The organism is Porphyrobacter sp. GA68 (assembly GCF_022605525.1).
In the GTDB taxonomy this organism is placed as follows: domain Bacteria; phylum Pseudomonadota; class Alphaproteobacteria; order Sphingomonadales; family Sphingomonadaceae; genus Qipengyuania_B.
Genome location: NZ_JAKQYJ010000001.1, coordinates 510279 through 529579, shown reverse-complemented (window position 1 = coordinate 529579; position 19301 = coordinate 510279). Strand labels below are relative to the sequence as shown.

The following is a 19301-nucleotide window of genomic DNA, read 5'->3' as shown; positions in this document are numbered from 1 at the left end:
AGGCGACGCAGGCTGCTCACCGCTTGACCCGCACCGCGTCGCGCGCGCAACGTGCGGAGCAAGCGGAGGGAGCGGCACATGCGGGATATCTTCATCGGATTGGCGGACAATGGCGACCGGCAGGTGCTGCACCTCGGCCGTGCCAATCGGCACGGGCTGATTACCGGCGCGACGGGAACAGGCAAGACGGTGACGCTGCAAACGCTGGCCGAGCAGTTTTCCGCTGCCGGAGTGCCGGTGTTTCTGGCCGATGTGAAAGGCGACCTAGCCGGCGTCGCGCTGCCCGGCTCTGCGAGCGCCAAGAACGCCGACAGCCTGCAGGCACGGGCACGGGAGGTGGGGCTTTCCAATTACACCTACAGCGACAACCCGGTGGTGTTCTGGGATCTGTACGGCGAACAGGGGCACCCGGTGCGCACCACCATTACGGAAATGGGGCCGCTGCTGCTCGCCCGGCTGCTGGACCTCAACGAAACGCAGGAGGGCGTGCTGCAGATCGTTTTCCGCTACGCCGACGATAACGCCCTGCTGCTGCTCGACCTCGGCGATCTCCAGGCGCTGCTGGCAATGGCTGCCACTCAGCCGAACATGTTCACCGGCAAATACGGGAACGTCACCAAGGCCAGCGTCGGCGCGATCCAGCGGCAGCTGCTGTCGTTCGAAGCGCAGGGCGCGGACCGTTTCTTCGGCGAACCGGCGCTGGAGATCGACGATTTCCTGCTGACGGACGAGAAGGGCCGCGGGTTCATCAACGTCCTCGCCGCCGAGCGGCTGATGCGCAGCCCCAAGCTCTACGCCACTTTCCTGCTCTGGCTGCTGGCGGAACTGTTCGAAAGCCTGCCCGAAGTCGGCGACCCGGACAAGCCGACCCTGGTGTTCTTTTTCGACGAGGCGCATCTGCTGTTCACCGATGCGCCGCGCGCCCTGCTGGAAAAGGTGGAGCAGGTGGTGCGGCTGGTCCGGTCAAAAGGTGTCGGTGTCTATTTTGTGACGCAGAACCCGCTCGACGTTCCAGAGCGGGTCGCGGGCCAGCTGGGCAACCGCATCAGCCACGCCCTGCGCGCCTTCACCCCGCGCGATGCCAAGGCGGTCAAGGCGGCGGCGGAGACGTTCCGCTCGAACCCGGAACTGGACGTGCGGACGGCGATCACCGAACTCAGGGTTGGCGAGGCGCTGGTTTCCACCCTGCTTCCGGATGGCGCCCCGTCGGTGGTGCAGCGCACGCTGGTGGCGCCGCCGCGCAGCCGGTTGGGGCCGCTCAGTCCCGGCGAACGGGCGGCAATCCAGGGCGCCAGCCCGCACGCCGGCAAGTACGAGGTGGCGGTGGACCGGGAAAGCGCGGAGGAGGTGTTGAACGCCAAGGCCGCCGATGCTGCAGCCACAGCCGAGGAGGTTGACGCCCGGGGCGAGCAAGCAGCTGCGGCTCGCCCGCGGCGAACCAGAACCATGTGGGAAAGGGCGGGCAGCGCTGCCGCAGGGGCCGCGGCCAGTTCGGCTGCCACCGTGCTGGCGGCCAAGGTGATGGGACGTACTACCCGCTCAGACCCGGTGCGCAACGCGACCACCGCCGCTGCGGGGGCCATCGCCACGGGGCTGGGCGGGGCGATCGCAGGACGTTTTGTGCGCAACCTGCTCGGCGGCCTGATGCGATAATGTCAGGCGGACCCCAATGGCAGACGGCGCGGAAGGGTTCACCCCTCCAACGCGCCGCCTAACGTCGCGGTTGTCCTAAGCCGATTACTCGCCCGACCGGCGCGATCCGCGCAGGGTTTCGCGGGCGGCCTGCCGCTCCTCCGCGCTGACGGTGCCGTCCCGATTGGTGTCCAGCCGATCGAAGCGTGCGGTGGCGGCAGCCACGAAGTCAGCCCTGCTGATCGTGCGTTCAGCACCGGAATTGGCCCGGCTCCAGGCTCCGCGGCGTTCGCCGCCTTCCGCGTTTCCGCGACGTCCCTGACGCATGGTGCGCTGTTCAGCGGCAGCGTTCCATTCGGCCCGGCTGATCTGCCCATCGCCATTGGTGTCGAGACGTTCGAACATCTGCTGGCGGCGCGCTTCGCGATCGCGCGCATCCAGCACACCATCATTGTTGGCGTCCATCCGCGCGAACGCCTGCTCGGCGCGCTCGGCGGCACTGGCGCGTGTCTGCTGTTGCGCATCCACCGCTTGTGCCATCGCCGCCGTGCTCGCCAGCAGGCCGGCCGCCGCAAGTGTGAAGGTCAGTTTTTTCATTATTCGCTCCTTGAATTGGCGTCATGAAGCATGGCCCGACGTATCTTTCAGCGGGCGGGCAGCGCGGTCTGCCGGGATGATTGTGGTGAACCGCAGGCTTCGTTGCGCCATTGATGCCAGCGACGGTATGACCTGTCAGTGAACGTCCGCGTTATTGCCCCGCAAGGTCGGCTATCGGCGCGCATTGCGTCAACAGCCAGTCGCGTGCCTCCCCGCTCAACTGGGGCGCCAGGACTTCTGCCACCCTGGCGTGATAGCTGTCGAGCCAGCTTCGCTCCGTTTGGGTCAGCAGTCCGGGTGTGATCAAGCGCCGGTCGATGGGTGCCAGGGTCAGCGTCTCAAAACCCAGGAAGCGTCCCTCCGCGCCTTCGATCTGCCGTTCCTCCACCAGCACCAGATTTTCGATGCGGATGCCGTATGCGCCTGCCTTGTAGTAACCCGGTTCGTTCGACAGGATCATGCCGGCGTAGAGCGGTTGGCCGGTACCCGCCTGGCCGCCGCTCGGCTTGGCGATCCGCTGCGGTCCCTCGTGAACGCTGAGGTAGCTGCCCACCCCGTGCCCCGTGCCATGGGCATAATCCAGGCCGGCGTCCCACAGGAACTGCCGCGCAAGCACGTCGAGCTGCCCGCCGCTGGTGCCTTCGGGGAAAACTGCACGGGCAAGGGCAATGTGTCCCTTCAGCACGCGGGTGAACCGGTCGCGCATTTCCGCCGTCGGGTTGCTCCCGTGCGGTTCATCGATCCACACGGTGCGGGTGATGTCGGTGGTGCCGTCGAGATACTGCCCGCCCGAATCGACGAGATAGATGCTGCCCGGCTCCAGCGTCCGGTTTGTTTCCGGTGTGACGCGGTAATGCACCACTGCCCCGTTGGGGCCGGCGCCGGATATGGTGTCGAAGGAGATATCCTTGAGCGCGCCGCTTTCCTCGCGCAATGCGCGCAGCTTGGCCGCGGCGGCAAGTTCGTCCACGCCCCCAACAGGCGCCTCCACGCTCAACCAGTGGAGGAAACGGACGATAGCGGCGCCGTCGCGCGCCTGCGCGGCCCGATGACCCGCTTGTTCGACGACGTTCTTGATCGCCTTGGGCAGCACAGTGGGATCGGTCGCGGTAACGATGGTGGCTCCCGCCTGCTCAAGCGCCTGCGTGATTGCCGCAACGCTGCGTTCCGGATCCACCCGCACTTTCTTGCCTGCAAGGGCACCCAGTGCCCCGGCGAAGGCGTCCCGGTCATGCACCCGCACCGCATTGCCCAGATGGTGGATGAGTTCCGGCGATTGCTTGGCCTTGGCAACGAACAGGTCGGCCGTGCCATCGGCATGAGCCAGCGCGAAGGAGAGCGCCAGAGGCGAGTTGGCCACGTCGCTGCCCCGGATGTTGAGCAGCCAGGCAACCGAATCGAGTGCGGAAATGACCGCCGTGTCCTCGCCCGCTGCCACCAGTTCGTCGGCCACGCGCGCCCGTTTGGCCGCGCTGTCCTCGCCCGCGTACTGGGCGGAGTGCACGGCGACCTTGGCATCGGACATGGCGGGCTGATCGGTCCAGACTGCATCCACGGGGTTGCGCTCCACGGCGACCGCATGCGCATCTTTCCCGGCCAGCGCCAGTTCCAGCTGGCGCACGAACGAAGCCGTGTGGAGCCACGCGTCGTACCCGATCCGCGCTCCTTGCGGAGCGTTGTCGTGCAGCCATTTCACGGGCGAAGAGGCAGGAACGCCGACGTAATCATACAGCTCGCCCGGAACCTGATCGCGCACCTGCAGCGTGTAGCGCCCGTCGATGAACACCGCCGCTCCCTTGCCTTGGGCAGGGTCGGTCAGGACCACCGCCGTTCCCGCAGAGCCGCCAAAGGCCGTCAGCCACTCGAGCCGCTGTGCATAGGCGCCGACATACTCGCTCATGTGCTCGTCACTGATGGGGATGATGAAGCCGTCGAGTTTCTGCCGCCGCAGTTCCTCGCGAAGTGCGGCGAGCCTGCCCGAGGCGGTTTCGCGTTGAGCCTGCATCAGCATCGGCGGGTTCCTCTTTCTTGCGCAACTGGCGGGACAAGTCATTGCCGCTTGCCCGATGGGAGCGGGTAAGTCTAATCACCGCCGGTAAGCTAGTCACGCTGCTGGCCCGAGAAAAGGAACCTTGCGTATGCGCCATCTGCCGCTTCTTGCCACGATGGCCCTTGCCGCTGGTCTCCCGGCCGCGGCGGTGGCGCAACCCGTTCAGCAGGAACCCGTCTTGAGCCAAGCCACACCTCCGGTCGCCGAGCAGCGGCCGCACGAGTTTACCCGTCACGGGGTCACGATCAGCGACCCTTATAATTGGCTGCGCGATCAGTCCTATCCCACCGTCGATGACGCCGATGTGCTGGCCTACCTCAACGCAGAGAACGCCTATTTCGAAGCAGCCATGGCCCCGCACCAGGCGCTGGTGGAGACACTGTTCACCGAAATGCGCGGGCGGATCAAGGAAGACGACAGCACGGTTCCGCAAAAGGATGGCGACTGGCTGTACTGGTCCAAGTTCGAGGAAGGCGACGAATACCGCAAGCATTATCGCCGCCGCGTCGGCGCCCCGGATACGGCGGAAAACAATATCCTGCTGCTGGACGAAACCGTGCTGGCCGAAGGCAAGGAATATTTCCGTCTCGCCGCCTTTTCCGTCAGCAAGAACGGGCGTTTCCTCGCCTACTCCTACGATGACAACGGGTCCGAGCGGTTCACCGCACGGGTAAAGGATCTGGATACGGGAGATCTGTTGCCCGACGTGATCCCCGAAACGCTGTCCGGCCTGACATGGGTCATGAACGACACCGCGCTGGTGTACGGCAAGGCGACGCCGGAATGGCGGGTCGACAATGCCCGCCTGCACCGGCTCGGCACACCGCTCGAACAGGATGTCGAGCTGTACCACGAGGAGGACGAGGGCTTTCGCGTGGGCACCGGGCTGTCGGCGCAGGAAGACTGGTTGATCATCGCCACCGGCGACAACGAAACGAGCGAGGTACGTCTTGTTCGCGCCGACGATCCAACAGGTGCGCAGATCCTGGTGCGGCCCCGACAGCGGGGTGTGGAATACAGCGTCGATGTGCGCGAGGGAACGCTGTTCGTGCACACGAACGACGACCACGTGAACTTCCGCCTCGCGACCGCTTCGCTGGAGGCGCCCGGCGAATGGAGCACGCTGATCCCCGGCTCCGACGAGTTCTACCTGACCGACTTCGACCTGTTCAGGGATTTCTACGTCACCGAAGGCCGTCGCAAGGGTCTGGATCAGGTGGAGTTGCGCGACTACGCCGATGCCCGGTCTGTCACACCCATCACCTTTCCTGAAGCGAGCTACGTCACCGGATTGTCCAACAATCCGGAATACGACACCGACCGCCTGCGCCTGTCTTATCAATCAATGGTGACGCCGGGTTCCGTCTATGACTACCACGTCGCGGATCGCCGGCTTGAACTCTTGAAGCAGCAGGAGATACCAAGCGGATACGATCCGGCCCTCTACACCACCGACCGGGTGGAGATCGCCGCACGCGATGGAACGATGGTGCCGGTTTCGATCGTCTATCGGCGCGACCGGGACCAACTGAACGGGGGCACGGGCGGGCCGCTCCACCTCTACGCCTACGGCTCCTACGGCATTGCCATTCCCCCTGGCTTCTCGACCAGCCGCCTCAGCCTGCTCGACCGCGGGATGGCGTTCGCCATTGCCCACGTGCGGGGCGGCGACGATCTGGGCCGCAACTGGTATTTGCAGGGCAAGACGACGCAGCGGTTGAAAACCTTCAACGATTTCGTCGACGCGGCGAAAGGCCTGGCGGCACTGGGCTATACCACCGAGGGGCGGATCAGCGCGAGCGGCGGATCGGCCGGCGGCACGGTGATGGGCGCGGTGGTCAATTCCGATCCGCAGCTTTGGGGGGCGGTGGCCGCGCATGTGCCGTTCGTCGATGTGCTGAACACAATGCTGGACGGAACCCTGCCGCTGACGCCCGGCGAGTGGCCGGAATGGGGCGACCCGATCAACGACAGGGCCGCCTTTGAGCTGATCCGCAGCTATTCGCCCTACGACAATGTCACGGCGCAAGCCTATCCGCCGCTGCTCATCACAGCCGGGCTGAACGATCCGCGCGTCACCTATTGGGAACCGGCGAAGTGGGCCGCACGGCTGCGCAGCGTCAAGACGGACGACAATATCCTGCTCCTCAAGACCAACATGGGTGCCGGCCACGGCGGCAAGTCGGGCCGGTTCACATCGCTGCGTGAGACGGCGGAGGAATACGCCTTCATCCTGTGGCAGCTGGGGGTGGAACCATAGCGGCAGCTGGGGGCGGGAAAGAGATTTCGTAGCGACCTGTCAACGCGGCGCGCGGGATGATGACCTGTGTCAGCCAGGGCAATGGGTGCTCCAGCGCCAGGTGACGGCACGGACAGACACGATCTATGCTTCGCCAGACAGCGTCATGGCACACAGTCGCACGTGCGACCTGGCAATGCCTCGCGCATCTCGACCCGGTAGGTGCTAGCTGGCAAGGTGCGGCGCATGTCCCGTTTTACCATGCACTTCACCGCTCAGGCGGCGGATATCGACGAGCTTGGCCATGTGAACAACACGGTCTGGGTCCGCTGGGTGCAGGATATTGCCACGGCGCACTGGCGCGCCGTTGCTCCGGCACAGCACCAGCTTGATTACGTCTGGCTCGTGACGCGGCACGAAATCGATTATCGCGGCAACATCGCCCTGGGTGACGCAGTCGAGGCCGTGACCTTCATCCCCGACCCGCCGCGCGGCGCACGTTTCGACCGCGTGGTGGAGTTTCGGCGCGCTGCCGCAGCGCCGGTGGTCGTGACGGCGCGCAGCACATGGGCGCTGATCGAGCGCGCGAGCGGCCGGCTCGTGCGCGTAAGGGCAGAGGTGGCTGCACCCTTCTTCGCAGGCTAGCGCGGCGGGGTGGTCAGGCGACCACCGGCCGCTCCTGCGCTGCGGGGCTGTCCCTCCACCCGTCATCGTTGTCGCATTGTGCATAGAAGCCGATCTGCGCCGCCTTGGTCCGGTTGCGCCCTTCGCGCTTGGCTTCGTACAACAACAGGTCGGCACGCGAATAGACGCTGGCAAAGTTCATCGCTTCGGGACAGTCGGCAGGCAGTGTCAGGAGCCCCATGCTGGCGGTGACGATCTGTTCAAGCCCGTCGATCTCGCGCGCGACGCGTACCGACAGCATCCGCCGCAGCTTCTCTGCGCGCGCGGCCTGCCCGGCGCCCCGCAACAGGAGCAGAAACTCCTCGCCTCCAAGGCGAACCGCAATGTTGTCGGGGTCGCTGGCGAGGACGCGGGCGGACACCTCCAGCACCTGATCACCGACGGCGTGTCCGCTGACATCGTTGATGGCCTTGAAGTGGTCGAGGTCGATCAAGGCAAAGGTGTCATAACCCTTGGCCCGCAGCGCACCGAAACGGTTGTCGATTGCGCGGCGGTTGAGCAGACCGGTCAGGTGGTCGCGCTCGGCAAGGCCGCCCATCACCTCGGCCCGGGCCACTGCCACATCGCGTTCCCGGCGCATATCAGCGAAGCGGACAATGACGCCGATGGCGCTCAGCACCGACAGGATCAGAACACCCAGGTAAAGGAGCGGCAGCGCGCCGCGCGGCAGTTGCAGCGCGAAGAGGTTGGCGGCGAACCGGGCGACAAAGAACAGGAGCAGCGGTGTCCAGCCGATCAATTGCAGCCGAAGCAGCCAGTTGCCGTTCTTGACCACCAGAACAAGGTTTGCCGTCAGCAGCGCGAGCACCGGTAGAAGCGCCGTGGAGTAGGCGCTCGCCGCCCGTGCCGAACCGTCGAATACGCCGCCCGCGTACAACACGCCCAGCAGCAGGCTGTAGGCGGCGCCCACCGCAAGCGCGCGGTCGAACAGCTTACGTTTATAGCCGCTGATGTAATACGAACGGTTGAAGAGGCATGCCACCGCCCCGTTCAGAGCCAGCGATACCATCAGCAATCGGTGCCACTGCGGCATGGAAATGCCGGACATGACGACGATCAACCCGGACCAGCACAGCAGCAGCAGGATGAAATTGGCGATGAGCAGGCCGTGCCACGCGAACAGCTTGTCGCGCACCGCCGCATAAATGCCCAGATCGAGCAGCAGGGGAATCGCCAGCATGCCGATGAGGACCGCCATCATCAAGGCTTCGAACGTGTCGACACTGACCACGGCCATGTCGGCGGCAAAGGTGTCCACTTCCTGCAGGATGTAGGTGTTGCCCGGGCGGTCGAAGACGGCGTGGAGCACGACGGGTTGCGCGACTGACGGCACAGCGACCGCGAAGTGCGGGCGGCCCGCGATCGGCGTAACATCTTCCGGCGTGTAGGTGTGGGCGATGGATGTTCCGTCGGCACCGGCTGCCATGACTGTCAGCCGGTCGAACTGGCCGATGCCTGCCTGCATCGACCGGACCGGCGCACCTTTTTCGGTGAGCGGGGCGAGACGAACCGCGACGCGGCTGGCGGAGAGCAGGTCGCTGTCGGGGTGGCAGTCCCACGTCTCGACCCGGGCCAGCGCCTGGGCCGGCGTTCCCGCGTCGCTCAGCGCGGCGAAGCACACCCCGCTCCCGGCGCCTGTCGCGGCCTGCGCCGATGCCGTCAGCATCCATGCTCCGATCAGCGAGAGGAGTGCGGTGAGCAATTGCCGGACGTGTCGCGCCATCGGCGGACCTTAGCCGCCAATCCGTTAGGCTGGAGTAAACCTGCCGCTAAGGGAATGGCAACCTTGTGTCGGCCGTCCCGTCGGCGCAGCGATCATGCCCGGCCCGGCGCACATGCGTCGCGGCCCTGCTAGCCGCGCGCCTTACCCCAGTACCTCGCCCACCGGACGGAATACATAGCCAAGTTCCTGCGCCACGGCTTCGTACACGACCTCGCCCGCGTGGACGTTGAGGCCGGCGGCCAGGTGCGGGTTTGCGCGCAGTGCTTCGCGCCAGCCCAGATCCGCGATGCGCAGCGCGTGCGGCAGGGTCACGTTGTTCAGCGCATAGGTGCTGGTCCGGGCCACCGCGCCCGGCATGTTGGCCACGCAGTAATGCACCACGCCGTCCACCACATAGGTGGGATCGGCGTGGGTGGTCGCCCGGCTCGTCTCGAAGCACCCGCCCTGGTCGATGGCGACATCGACCAGCACGGCGCCCTTTTGCATGTCGCCCAGCATCTCGCGCGTTACCAGCTTGGGCGCGGCCGCGCCGGGGATCAGCACCGCGCCGATCACCAGATCGGCCCCGCATACCGCGTCTTGCAGGTTGGCGACGTTGGAAAAGCGGGTCTTGGCCCGGCTTTCGAAGTGGATGCCAAGGCGTTCGAGCACTTCGGGATCGCGGTCGAGGATGGTGACGTCCGCACCCAGCCCCACCGCCATCTGCGCCGCGTTGAAGCCGACCACGCCGCCGCCGATCACAACCACCCGGCCCGGCAGCACGCCCGGCACCCCGCCGAGCAGCACACCGCGTCCGCCCTGCGCCTTTTCCAGCGCGGTGGCGCCGGCCTGCACGCTCATGCGGCCGGCGACCTGGCTCATCGGTTTGAGGAGCGGCAGCGAGCCACCCGGACCGGTCACCGTTTCATAAGCGATGGCCGTCACGCCGCTGTCGACCAGATCGCGCGTCTGGTCCGGGTCGGGCGCGAGGTGGAGGTAGGTGTAGAGGATCTGCCCCTCGCGCAGCATTGCGCGTTCGCCCGCCTGCGGTTCCTTGACCTTCACCACCATCTCGCATTCGGCAAAGATCGCCTCCGGCCCCTCGACGATCCGCGCACCCGCTGTGCGATACTGTTGATCGGTGGCGTCGATGCCAGACCCGGCGCCCGCTTCGATCCATACCTCGTGCCCGTGCTGCACCAGTTCGCGCGCGCTTTCGGGCGTCAGGCCGACACGATACTCGTGGTTCTTGATTTCCTTGGGACAACCGATGCGCATGGGGAGGACTCCGTTTCTGGCCGGCCGTTACCTGTGAAACCGCCGCACGGCAACACGCGGCTGAGCTGCTCCGTTCATCGCTGCGGCAGAACACTTGGACCGCATGTTACACGGTCCAGGGACATAAAACCGGTGTAGAAGCAAGAGGGCTTCGACCAATCCGGAGGCGAGGTCATGAGGCGATGTTCCATGCCAGCGACATAGCCGACACCGCCGATGTAGGACACTTGCGACCAAGGTCGGAGCAGCGCGCTCAGCGGCCTGAACCCAGCTCCAGCTCATGCACGATATACTCCTTCAGCCGCGCCATCGGCGGCGTCAGGCCCGCCTTCGCGACCAGTGCGATTTCGGTGTCCGCCAGCATGGGCAGCCGGTGCGCCGCATTGTCCAGCAGCATGAGGTCGCCCGGCACCATGTCCTTGGGCAGGACCGTCACACCCAGCCCGGCGCGCACGGCGGCGTGATTGCCCGCCAGCGAACCGCAGCTGTAGCTGACCCGCCAGGCGCGGCCTGCCTCGTCCAGTGCGCCGATCGCCCGCGCCCGGTACACGCAAGGTATGGGCGAGCAGACGAGCGGCAGCACTTCCTCGTCGCGGGGCAAGGCGTCGCCGCCCACCCACACCAGCTGTTCGCGCCAGACGCGTGTGCCATCAAGCGTCACGGAGGGTTCCCGCTTCAGGAGCGCGATGTCGAGTTCCCCTGCCTCGAAGCGGCGTTGCAGGTCCAGCGTCAGTTCGCAAACCACTTCCAGCGCAACCTGCGGGTGCGAGCGGCTAAAATCGGCGAGCAGGCGCGGCAGGCGGCTGGTGGCGAAATCCTCCGGCGCGCCTACCCGGACCAGTCCGGCGAGTTCGGGTTCCTGCACCCGGCCGAGCAGCTGTTCATTGAGGGCGATGAGCTGCCGGGCCGAGCCTAGCACCATTTCCCCTTCCGCCGTCAGCGCGACACGCCGGCTGCTGCGGTCGAGCAGGCGCGTGCCCAGCTGTTCCTCCAGCCGCTTGATCTGCAGCGAGACTGCGGATTGTCCGCGGTAGAGCCGCTGCGCCGCCGCGCTGAAGCTGCCGTGATCGACCACGGTGACGAACGCGCGCAGCAGTTCCGGATCGATCGTGCGAGACGTAGCCATCATTACCTTTTGCAATAGATGACCCGAGAACTATCAATTTCCCTTGATTTGAGCAATGCCTTAGATGCGGCGCGAAAGGAATTGAACCAATGCTCGACTTCGCCACCAAGCCCGCCGTTGAAGTTTCCGCCAGTACCGGACCCCGCGTCAGCGTGGCCGCCGGAGACGGGATCGGACCCGCGATCATGGCGGCCGCGCTGCGCGTGCTGGAGGCGGGCGGCGCCCGGTTACGACTGGAGCCGGTCGAACTTGGCGAACAGGTCTATCTGGCAGGTCACACCGCTGGGATCAGCGATGCGGCGATGGATAGCCTCAGGGAAACCGGCCTCATCTTCAAAGGTCCGATCACCACGCCGCAAGGCGGGGGCTACAAGAGCCTGAACGTCACCATCCGCAAGACCTTCGGCCTGTTCGCCAATGTGCGCCCCTGCGCCGCCTATGCCCCCGCCATTCCGACCCGCCACCCCGACATGGACGTGGTGATCGTGCGGGAGAACGAGGAAGATCTCTACGCCGGGATCGAGCATCGGCAGACCAACGAGGTGTATCAGTGCCTGAAGCTGATCACCCGGCCCGGGTGCGAGCGGATCGTGCGCTATGCCTTCGACTATGCCCGCGCCCAAGGACGCCGCAAGGTGACCTGCTTCACCAAGGACAACATCATGAAGCTGACCGATGGGCTGTTCCATCGGGTGTTCGACGAGATCGGAGCACAGTATCCCGACATCTCCAAAGAGCACATGATCGTGGACATCGGCGCCGCCCGCCTGGCGGACAGCCCGGAACGCTTTGACGTGATCGTCATGCCGAACCTCTACGGCGACATCCTGTCGGACGTGGCGGCGCAGATCACCGGCTCGGTGGGGCTGGGCGCGTCGGCCAACATCGGCCCTCGCTGCGCCATGTTCGAGGCGATCCATGGCAGCGCGCCGGACATCGCGGGGCAGGGGATTGCCAACCCGTCGGGCCTCATTCTCGCAGGCGTGATGATGCTCAACCATGTGGGCCAGGGCGAAGCGGCGGCGCGGGTGCACAACGCCTGGCTGCGGACCATCGAGGACGGCGTCCACACCGGCGACATCGCGCGGGCCGGCGCGACCCGCGAAACGGTCGGCACGGAGGCGTTTGCCGACGCGGTGATTGCGCGGCTGGGCTTGACGCCGCAGCGGTTGTCCCCGGTCAGCTACGAGGGTGACACCGCCGTTCCGATCCCGCCGCTGCCCGAACGCAAGCCTGCGCTGCGCGAACTGGTCGGGGTCGACGTGTTCGCCAATCATTCCGGCACGGTCGAGGAACTGGTGTCCCGGTTGAGACAGGCCGAAAACCGGATCGCGGAGCTGAAACTCGTCACCAACCGCGGGGTCAAGGTCTGGCCGCAGGGGCACGAGGACACGTTCTGCACCGACCACTGGCGTTGCCGGTTCGAAGCGCGCACCGGAACGCAGATGAACAAGGCGGTGGTCCTGGACATTCTTCAGCGGCTGAACAAGGCCGGCGTGGACTTCATCAAGACCGAGCAGCTTTATACCTTCGACGGTGAGCCGGGGTATTCGCTGGGCCAGGGGCAGTAGGGTCCGACCGGGTCAAGGCGCGGCCGGCGTTCCCTGCTCCACAGTCCAGGTCGCGGTAATCGACTGCGCCGGCCCGCCTGCCTGTTCCACCACGGCAACCCCGCGTTCCCGCAGCCGGCCGGCCGCTTCGGCAAGTGCCTGACCGCCGCCCCTTAGCGCGACCGGCAGTCCGCTGCGCTGCGCAGCCCAGGCGATGAGATCCACCTGTCCGTCCCCGCGTTCGGTCAGCTCGCCGTTCTCCACCTCCACCAGCGGCAGGGCGGCCAGCGGCGGGCGCAGCACGATCTGCCAGCCGGGCAAGTCCGCACTTGCCCGCTGCTCCAGTTCCCGCCAACCGGCCAAGGTCAGGCCGTCCAGCGCCCGCGCAGTGACGAAGGCGCGGCGGTTTTCCCGGTCGACGGTCACCGCATCGCGGTCGGTTCCCGCAATCAGCGCGAGGCGGTCGGTCAACGCCTCGACCTGCCGCGCGCTGGTGGCGGCCTGCTCGGCCACCCGCGCGCGGTTGAGCGCCGCCTGCGCGGCCGCACCCGGCCCCGCCCCGACCTGCAGCTGTTCGATGCGCACCTCGACCGGCTGTCCAAGCACACGACTCAGCTGCGCGGCCACCTGTGCATCGACATCCGGGATGAACTCGGGGGTGAACACCGTCGCCGTCACGGTTATCGGGTCGGTGTCCCAGTCGATGCGCTGCGCGTCGACCCGCGCCCGGTCGTCAAACGCCTCATCCACGGCGGCAGCGACCAGCCGCTGGGCGTTGGCTTCCAGCGCGATCTGCCGCAGGGCCAGGCCCAGCGGGACCGCCAGCAGGGCGAGCGCCAGAATGATGCCCAGCGTCTGCAGCATGGTCTGGCGGGGCGAAAGGCTTCTGCTGAAACCGTACAGGCGCGCCATCAGCGCCGCCATCAGCGCGATGGTCACGAGGTTGGTCACGAACAGCAGGAGCGAGCCGCTGAACACCGGCCAGTTGAACGTGGCAAGGCCGAAGCCGACCACCGCGAGCGGCGGCATCAGGGCGGTGGCGATGGCGACGCCCACGATTGTTCCTTCCCGCCCGCGAATCATGGCGTAGGCGCCCGCCAGCGCGGAGAACAGCGCGACCAGCAGATCGAACAGGTTGGGCCGCGTCCGCGCGGCGATCTCGCCCGTCACCGTCTGCAGCGGCGAGAAGAGGACAATGGCACCGGTGAAGGCGACCGCGACCAGAGAGCCGACGAGCAGCGCCCAAGCGGACGCGCGTAGCCATGGAAAATCACCGATCGCAAGCGCGAAGCCGGCACCAAGAATCGGCCCCATCAACGGCGAGAGCAGCATGGCACCGATCACCACCGCCGGCGATGACAGCAGCAGGCCCAGCACCGCGATGCCGGCCGACATGCAGGTCATGAAGATGTAGCGCCAGGTCAGCCCGCTTTCGTCCTGCACCTTGCGAACGACCGCTTCGTAATCGACGCCCTTCAGCGCATGGTCGCGCCAGTAACGCCGCGTGGAAGCGACAAGGCGGCCGATCGGGCTGTGCACCCAGCGGCGGGGCGGCTGGGTGCTGTTCCTGTTTGGGAAGGTAGAGGTTGACGGCGCGTTCATGTGTCCTGCGTGGTATGCACTGCACGGCGTGGCCCGTCCCCCGGGCGCCGCGCAGGTGAACGAACATTGCGATAAGCGCAAGGCGTCATCAGGCGCGGGGTTCCGGCTGCGGCCTACAGCGGATTGCCGTCGCGGTCGCGGAAAATCTCGCGCCGGCCGACATGGTCCGCCGCCCCGACCAGTCCTTCGCCTTCCATCCGCTCGATCCATTTGGCGGCCGTGTTGTAGCCGACGCCCATCTGTCTCTGGAGCCAGGATCCCGACGCCTTCTGGTTTTCCCACACGATCTGGCAGGCCTGCCGGTACTTGCGTTCTTCCGGATCGTCGGAAGCGGTAAACTCGTCCTCGAAATTGAAGCCGCCGTCGGCTGGTTCCTCCGTGACGGCATCGACATAGGCCGGCTTGCCCTGTGCGCGCCAGTAATCGGCTACGCGTTCCACCTCCTCGTCAGAGACGAACGGGCCGTGCACGCGGACCATCGCGCCCGTGTTGGGCTTGTAGAGCATGTCGCCCCGGCCCAGCAGCTGCTCGGCCCCCTGCTCGCCCAGGATGGTGCGGCTGTCGATCCGGCTCGTCACCTTGAAGCTGATGCGGGTCGGCAGGTTGGCCTTGATGACGCCGGTGATGACATCGACGGACGGACGCTGCGTCGCCATGATGAGGTGGATGCCCGCCGCCCGGCTTTTCTGCGACAGGCGCTGGATCAGCACCTCGATCTCCTTGCCCACCGTCACCATCAGGTCGGCCAGTTCATCGACGATCAGCACGATGAGCGGCAGCGGCTGGTAATCGAGCTGCTCCTCCTCGTACATCTCCTCGCCCGTTTCCGGGTCGAAGCCGGTCTGCACCCGCCGGCCCAGCGGCTTGCCGCGGGCCTGCGCCGCGCGGACTTTCTCGTTGAAGCCGCCGATGTTGCGCGAATTCACCGACGACATCTGCCGGTAACGCCGCTCCATCTCCTCCACCGCCCATTTCAGCGCGCGCACCGACTTGTGCGGTTCGGTCACGACCGGGGACAGGAGGTGCGGGATATCGTCGTAGATCTTCAGCTCCAGCACCTTGGGGTCGATCAGTATCAGGCGGCATTCCGCTGGCGTGAACCGGTAGAGGAGCGACAGGAGGATGGCGTTCAGCCCGACCGACTTGCCCGACCCGGTGGTACCCGCGACCAGCAGGTGCGGCATCGCGGCAAGGTCCGCGATGATCGGCTCGCCCGCGATGTCCTTGCCAAGGATGATCGGCAAACCGCCGCGCGCCTCGGCAAAGTCGGCGGATGCGACCAGTTCCTTGTAACTGATCGTCTGCCGGTGGTGATTGGGCAGTTCGATGCCCATCACCGTCTTGCCGGGGATGGTGGACACGCGGGCCGACACCGCGCTCATGTTGCGGGCGATGTCCTCGGCCAGTCCGACGACGCGGCTGGCCTTGATGCCGGGCGCCGGTTCCAGTTCGTACATCGTCACCACCGGGCCGGTGTTGACCTTCACGATCTCGCCCTTGACGTTGAAGTCGTCGAGCACGGTTTCCAGCAGCCGCGCATTGCGTTCCAGCGCGACCTTGTCGAGCGGCTGGACCTGCACTTCTCCCGCGTCGGCCAGCAGGTCGAGCGGGGGGAGGGCGTATTGCGCGAACATGTCGCGCTGTTCCGCCCTGGCCGGCGCCTTGCGGGGGGCAGCACTGGGGTCGGTGATCTCGGGCGCCCGGCGCGGCTGTTCCGGTGCCGCATCCAGCATGACTGCCGGGGCCGGCGCGGAGTCGATGGTCGCCGGGCGGGCCAGCGCGGACGGTGGCGCGCCCGCCTGTTCCGGCGCGCGGTCCCGCGCAGCGCGCAGCCGCGGCAGGGTCATGTACCGCCGCCAGTCGATCGCAAAGACATGGACCAGCAGCGCCGTCGCCGCGATCAGTGCCGCCAGAGCGAGGGCAAGAGTGATCCAGCCGGCCAGGCTCGCCCCCGCCAGTGCGGCCACCCCGCTGAGCAGACGTGCGCCAAGCACGCCGGCGAGGCCGCCGACCCCGGCGGGCAGTGCGGCGCCGGCCCCTTCCAGCATCAGGTGGAGAACCGTGCCCGTCAGCACCATCGCCAGCAGCAGGAGCGCCAACGGGCGCCAGCCGCGCCGGTGCGTCGCCTCTGCCTCGTGTGTCAGGCGTTCCGGCTGCCACAGGCGGACGGCCGCGCCATACACCATCGGCAGCAGCAGAAATGCCGTCACGCCGAAAGCCAGATACAGCCGTTCCGCCGCCCACGCACCGGTGGTGCCCATCCAGTTGCGCACATCTGCGCCGCTGGCGGCGGTGGAGGGGCTGGGATCGGTCTGGGTGTAGGTCAGCAGCGCAATGGCGAGGAACGCCAGCAGCAGCAGCAGCGCCGCCGCTCCGGCAATTTCCAGCGCCCGGGCGGCGGAGCGGCGAAATGCCGCACGCCAGTCCGGTGCCTGCCTGGTGATCGCCCTTGTCGCCATGTTCACCCGTTCCCTCTGTCCACCGCGCATAATGCGCCGCAGCGGCGGGCGGGGTCAAGGAATTGCTGGCGCCGCAAGTCCGTCGATCGCGCCCCAGCGGGCGATCCCCAGCATTCGGGCCCGGTCATGCGTCATGCCGCCCAGCGCGATCACGGGCATCCGTGCCAATGCGGCCAGACGCTGGAATCGCGCTGGGCCGAGCGAGGCTGCTCCCGGGTGGGAGCGGGTCGGAAACACGGGCGAGACGAACACCCCATCCGCCGAGGCGGCCTTGGCGGCGGCGATTTCCGCTGCATCGTGCGCTGTGGCGAGACGCAGGCCAGGCTGCGCGGCAATGAAGTTCGCCGGGCCATAGGTGCCGTCCTCGCCCCATCCCCAGGCGCGGGAGAGAACCACCAGATGTCCGCGCCGCCGCGCCGCCGCCGCCAGCGCGTCGAAACGGTCCCGCCGCGCCGCAGGGGTGAGGTGATAGTGACGGAACACGAACCCGCTGCCTGGCGGCAGGGTGGCTAGCGTAGGTTCCAGCACCGCGTCGTTACGCCGGTCCGACAGCAGCCACAAGGACGGCAAGGTCTGGTCTTCGGGCACACCGCCGCTATAGCTCCGCCGCCATGAATGAACCAGCCAGCCCGCTCGACCTCGTGCGCGACAGGATTGCCGCCGCCTGCCGCGTCGCCCGGCGCAAGCCGGGGGAGGTGACGCTGATCGCGGTCAGCAAGACCCGCGATGCCGACGATATCCGCCCGCTGCTGCGGCAGGGACAGCGCCACTTCGGCGAAAACCGGGTGCAGGAGGCAGCCGCCAAATGGCCTGCCTTGCGCGAAGAGTTTCCGGACACGCAGCTGCACCTCGTCGGGCAGCTGCAATCCAACAAGGCGGACGACGCTGCCAGGCTGTTCGACTGCATCCACTCGCTCGACCGCCCCAGCCTGCTGAACAGCCTGGCGCGGGCCTTCGACAAGACAGGGCGGCAGGTTCCCTGTTTCGTGCAGGTGGATGTGGGCAGCGAACCGCAGAAGGGCGGCTGCGCGCTGGCCGACCTGCCCCGACTGCTGGCCGAGGCCCAGCGCGCGCAGATCCCGCTTGCCGGGTTGATGTGCCTGCCGCCCGTTGGCGTCGAGCCAGCGCCTTTTTTCGCCTTGCTGGACCGGCTGGCCACGGATCACGGCTTGCCGGGACGCAGCATGGGGATGAGCGATGATTACCAGACGGCGATAATGCTGGGCGCAACCCACGTCCGGGTCGGAACGGCGCTGTTTGGCGAGCGGCGGTGAAGCCAGCTGCCGGCCCCATCGCGGCGGTACTGTTCGACATGGACGGGCTGCTGTTCGATACGGAACGCCTGTTCTTCCGGGCGATGCAGGCGGCAGGGCGACAGCAGGGAGTGAATGTCCCCCGCGCGCTGTTCAACAGCCTGATCGGCCACACGCGCGAGCGCAACTTCGCCCTGCTGCGGGAGCATTACGGTACGGCCTTTCCGGCTGAGGAGTTTCATGCGCTGTGCCACAGCCATCTCGACCATCTGCTGCCCGGCGAGTTGCGGCTGAAGCCGGGTGCCGCCGAACTGCTGGACCGGCTGGACGCGCTGAACCTTCGCCGGGCGCTCGTCACCTCATCCACCCGGGACAGCGCCTGCCGCAACCTTGCCGCCTTTGGCCTGACGGACCGCTTCCACCAGATCGTCGCGCACGGCGATTACCGTCGCGGCAAGCCGGACCCCGAACCCTATCTGCTTGCCGCGAGCCGCCTGCAGGTCGATCCCGCCCACTGCCTTGCGCTGGAAGATTCGTTCAACGGCGTGCGCTCGGCTGCCGGGGCGGGTATGCGGACCGTGATGGTGCCGGACCTGTTGAGGCCGACGGCGGAGATGCAGCGCCTGTGCGCGTTGATCGCGCCCGATCTCCACGCAGTGCAGACCGTTTTCGAAGGGGCGGGCTGGTAGCCGTTGGGGCAGAACGTCACGGGCGCTGCACGGGACCAATCCCGGCAGACCTAGCGGTCCTCCGACGAGTCTTCCCCCAGCGCGAAAGTCCTTGCGTGCCGCCGGAGGCGTTCGGCAGGCTGCTTCAGCAAGGCGGGCGCGGCTTGGCGAGTGGCGTGCAGCACATCTTCCGGCAGGAGTTCGTCAAACGCGATGCCGCACCAGCGACCCTTGCGCCAGGTAACGTCGCCGAATGCCTCGAAGTCCATCCATCGCAGCACGCCCTGCGAAATGTGTTCGGCCCGTTCCAGCAACAGCTTCGCCCCCGTACAGGACAGGTCCTGCAGGATCACGTCCTGGGTTCCGTCGAGCCCGATCAGCCGGGCTTCGACGCCCAGCCGCAGTCGCGGATGCGCGCGGCGGTGAAGAATGTCCTGCATCATGTTGTCAGAACCCGCCAG

Annotated in this window: 15 protein-coding genes; 6 read left to right on the top strand and 9 right to left on the bottom strand. The window is 66.9% G+C overall.

What is annotated here, in order from left to right; all coding sequences use genetic code 11:
* The first annotated feature begins 78 nt into the window (after nt 1-78).
* On the top strand, nt 79-1653 hold the full coding sequence (locus LHJ54_RS02565) for a helicase HerA-like domain-containing protein (protein ID WP_228242381.1): 1575 nt from the start codon (nt 79-81) through the stop codon (nt 1651-1653).
* Between the two features lie 84 nt (nt 1654-1737).
* Here LHJ54_RS02565 and LHJ54_RS02560 read toward each other — a convergent pair whose 3' ends face one another.
* Both LHJ54_RS02560 and LHJ54_RS02555 read right to left on the bottom strand, forming a co-directional pair.
* On the bottom strand, nt 1738-2229 hold the full coding sequence (locus LHJ54_RS02560) for an EF-hand domain-containing protein (protein WP_228242380.1): 492 nt from the start codon (nt 2227-2229) through the stop codon (nt 1738-1740).
* Nucleotides 2230-2380: 151 nt separating this feature from the next.
* Nucleotides 2381-4240 (bottom strand): aminopeptidase P family protein, encoded by a 1860-nt coding sequence (locus LHJ54_RS02555; RefSeq protein WP_228242379.1) that lies wholly within the window; start codon nt 4238-4240, stop codon nt 2381-2383.
* 127 nt (nt 4241-4367) lie between these two features.
* On the opposite strand from LHJ54_RS02555, the gene LHJ54_RS02550 reads away from it, so the two are divergent.
* Complete coding sequence (locus LHJ54_RS02550) at nt 4368-6539, top strand: S9 family peptidase (RefSeq protein ID WP_228242378.1); 2172 nt, start codon at nt 4368-4370, stop codon at nt 6537-6539.
* Between the two features lie 225 nt (nt 6540-6764).
* Entirely contained in the window at nt 6765-7163 is a 399-nt protein-coding gene (locus LHJ54_RS02545) for a thioesterase family protein (RefSeq protein ID WP_228242377.1), read from the top strand.
* Nucleotides 7164-7176: 13 nt separating this feature from the next.
* Here LHJ54_RS02545 and LHJ54_RS02540 read toward each other — a convergent pair whose 3' ends face one another.
* The 3 genes from LHJ54_RS02540 to LHJ54_RS02530 form a co-directional block, all read right to left on the bottom strand.
* The gene (locus LHJ54_RS02540) at nt 7177-8925 is read right to left on the bottom strand and encodes a diguanylate cyclase (protein ID WP_228242376.1); all 1749 of its coding nucleotides are present in this window, start codon (nt 8923-8925) and stop codon (nt 7177-7179) included.
* Nucleotides 8926-9066: 141 nt separating this feature from the next.
* A complete protein-coding gene (gene ald, locus LHJ54_RS02535) occupies nt 9067-10182 on the bottom strand; it encodes an alanine dehydrogenase (protein ID WP_228242375.1) in 1116 nt (371 codons plus the stop codon).
* Between the two features lie 253 nt (nt 10183-10435).
* On the bottom strand, nt 10436-11311 hold the full coding sequence (locus LHJ54_RS02530) for a LysR family transcriptional regulator (protein ID WP_228242374.1): 876 nt from the start codon (nt 11309-11311) through the stop codon (nt 10436-10438).
* A gap of 86 nt (nt 11312-11397) precedes the next feature.
* Here LHJ54_RS02530 and LHJ54_RS02525 point away from each other — a divergent pair, with 86 nt between their 5' ends.
* Nucleotides 11398-12879, top strand: a complete 1482-nt coding sequence (locus LHJ54_RS02525; protein WP_228242373.1) for an NADP-dependent isocitrate dehydrogenase — start codon at nt 11398-11400, stop codon at nt 12877-12879.
* Between the two features lie 12 nt (nt 12880-12891).
* Here LHJ54_RS02525 and LHJ54_RS02520 read toward each other — a convergent pair whose 3' ends face one another.
* The 3 genes from LHJ54_RS02520 to LHJ54_RS02510 all read right to left on the bottom strand — a co-directional run bounded on the left by LHJ54_RS02520 (nt 12892) and on the right by LHJ54_RS02510 (nt 17507).
* A complete protein-coding gene (locus LHJ54_RS02520) occupies nt 12892-14460 on the bottom strand; it encodes a DUF389 domain-containing protein (protein WP_228242372.1) in 1569 nt (522 codons plus the stop codon).
* Nucleotides 14461-14573: 113 nt separating this feature from the next.
* Complete coding sequence (locus LHJ54_RS02515) at nt 14574-16919, bottom strand: DNA translocase FtsK 4TM domain-containing protein (protein WP_228242371.1); 2346 nt, start codon at nt 16917-16919, stop codon at nt 14574-14576.
* 54 nt (nt 16920-16973) lie between these two features.
* A complete protein-coding gene (locus LHJ54_RS02510) occupies nt 16974-17507 on the bottom strand; it encodes a thiamine phosphate synthase (protein ID WP_228242370.1) in 534 nt (177 codons plus the stop codon).
* Nucleotides 17508-17530: 23 nt separating this feature from the next.
* Between LHJ54_RS02510 and LHJ54_RS02505 the strand changes: the two genes are divergently transcribed.
* Entirely contained in the window at nt 17531-18193 is a 663-nt protein-coding gene (locus tag LHJ54_RS02505) for a YggS family pyridoxal phosphate-dependent enzyme (protein ID WP_228242369.1), read from the top strand.
* The gene (locus LHJ54_RS02500; protein ID WP_228242368.1) at nt 18190-18861 is read left to right on the top strand and encodes an HAD family phosphatase; all 672 of its coding nucleotides are present in this window, start codon (nt 18190-18192) and stop codon (nt 18859-18861) included. Before LHJ54_RS02505 ends, LHJ54_RS02500 begins: the two co-directional genes overlap by 4 nt.
* 50 nt (nt 18862-18911) lie before the next feature.
* Here the strand turns inward: LHJ54_RS02500 and LHJ54_RS02495 are convergent, their stop codons facing one another.
* Nucleotides 18912-19283: a PilZ domain-containing protein gene (locus LHJ54_RS02495; RefSeq protein ID WP_228242367.1), complete on the bottom strand. Its 372-nt coding sequence runs from the start codon at nt 19281-19283 to the stop codon at nt 18912-18914.
* Nucleotides 19284-19301 lie beyond the last annotated feature (18 nt).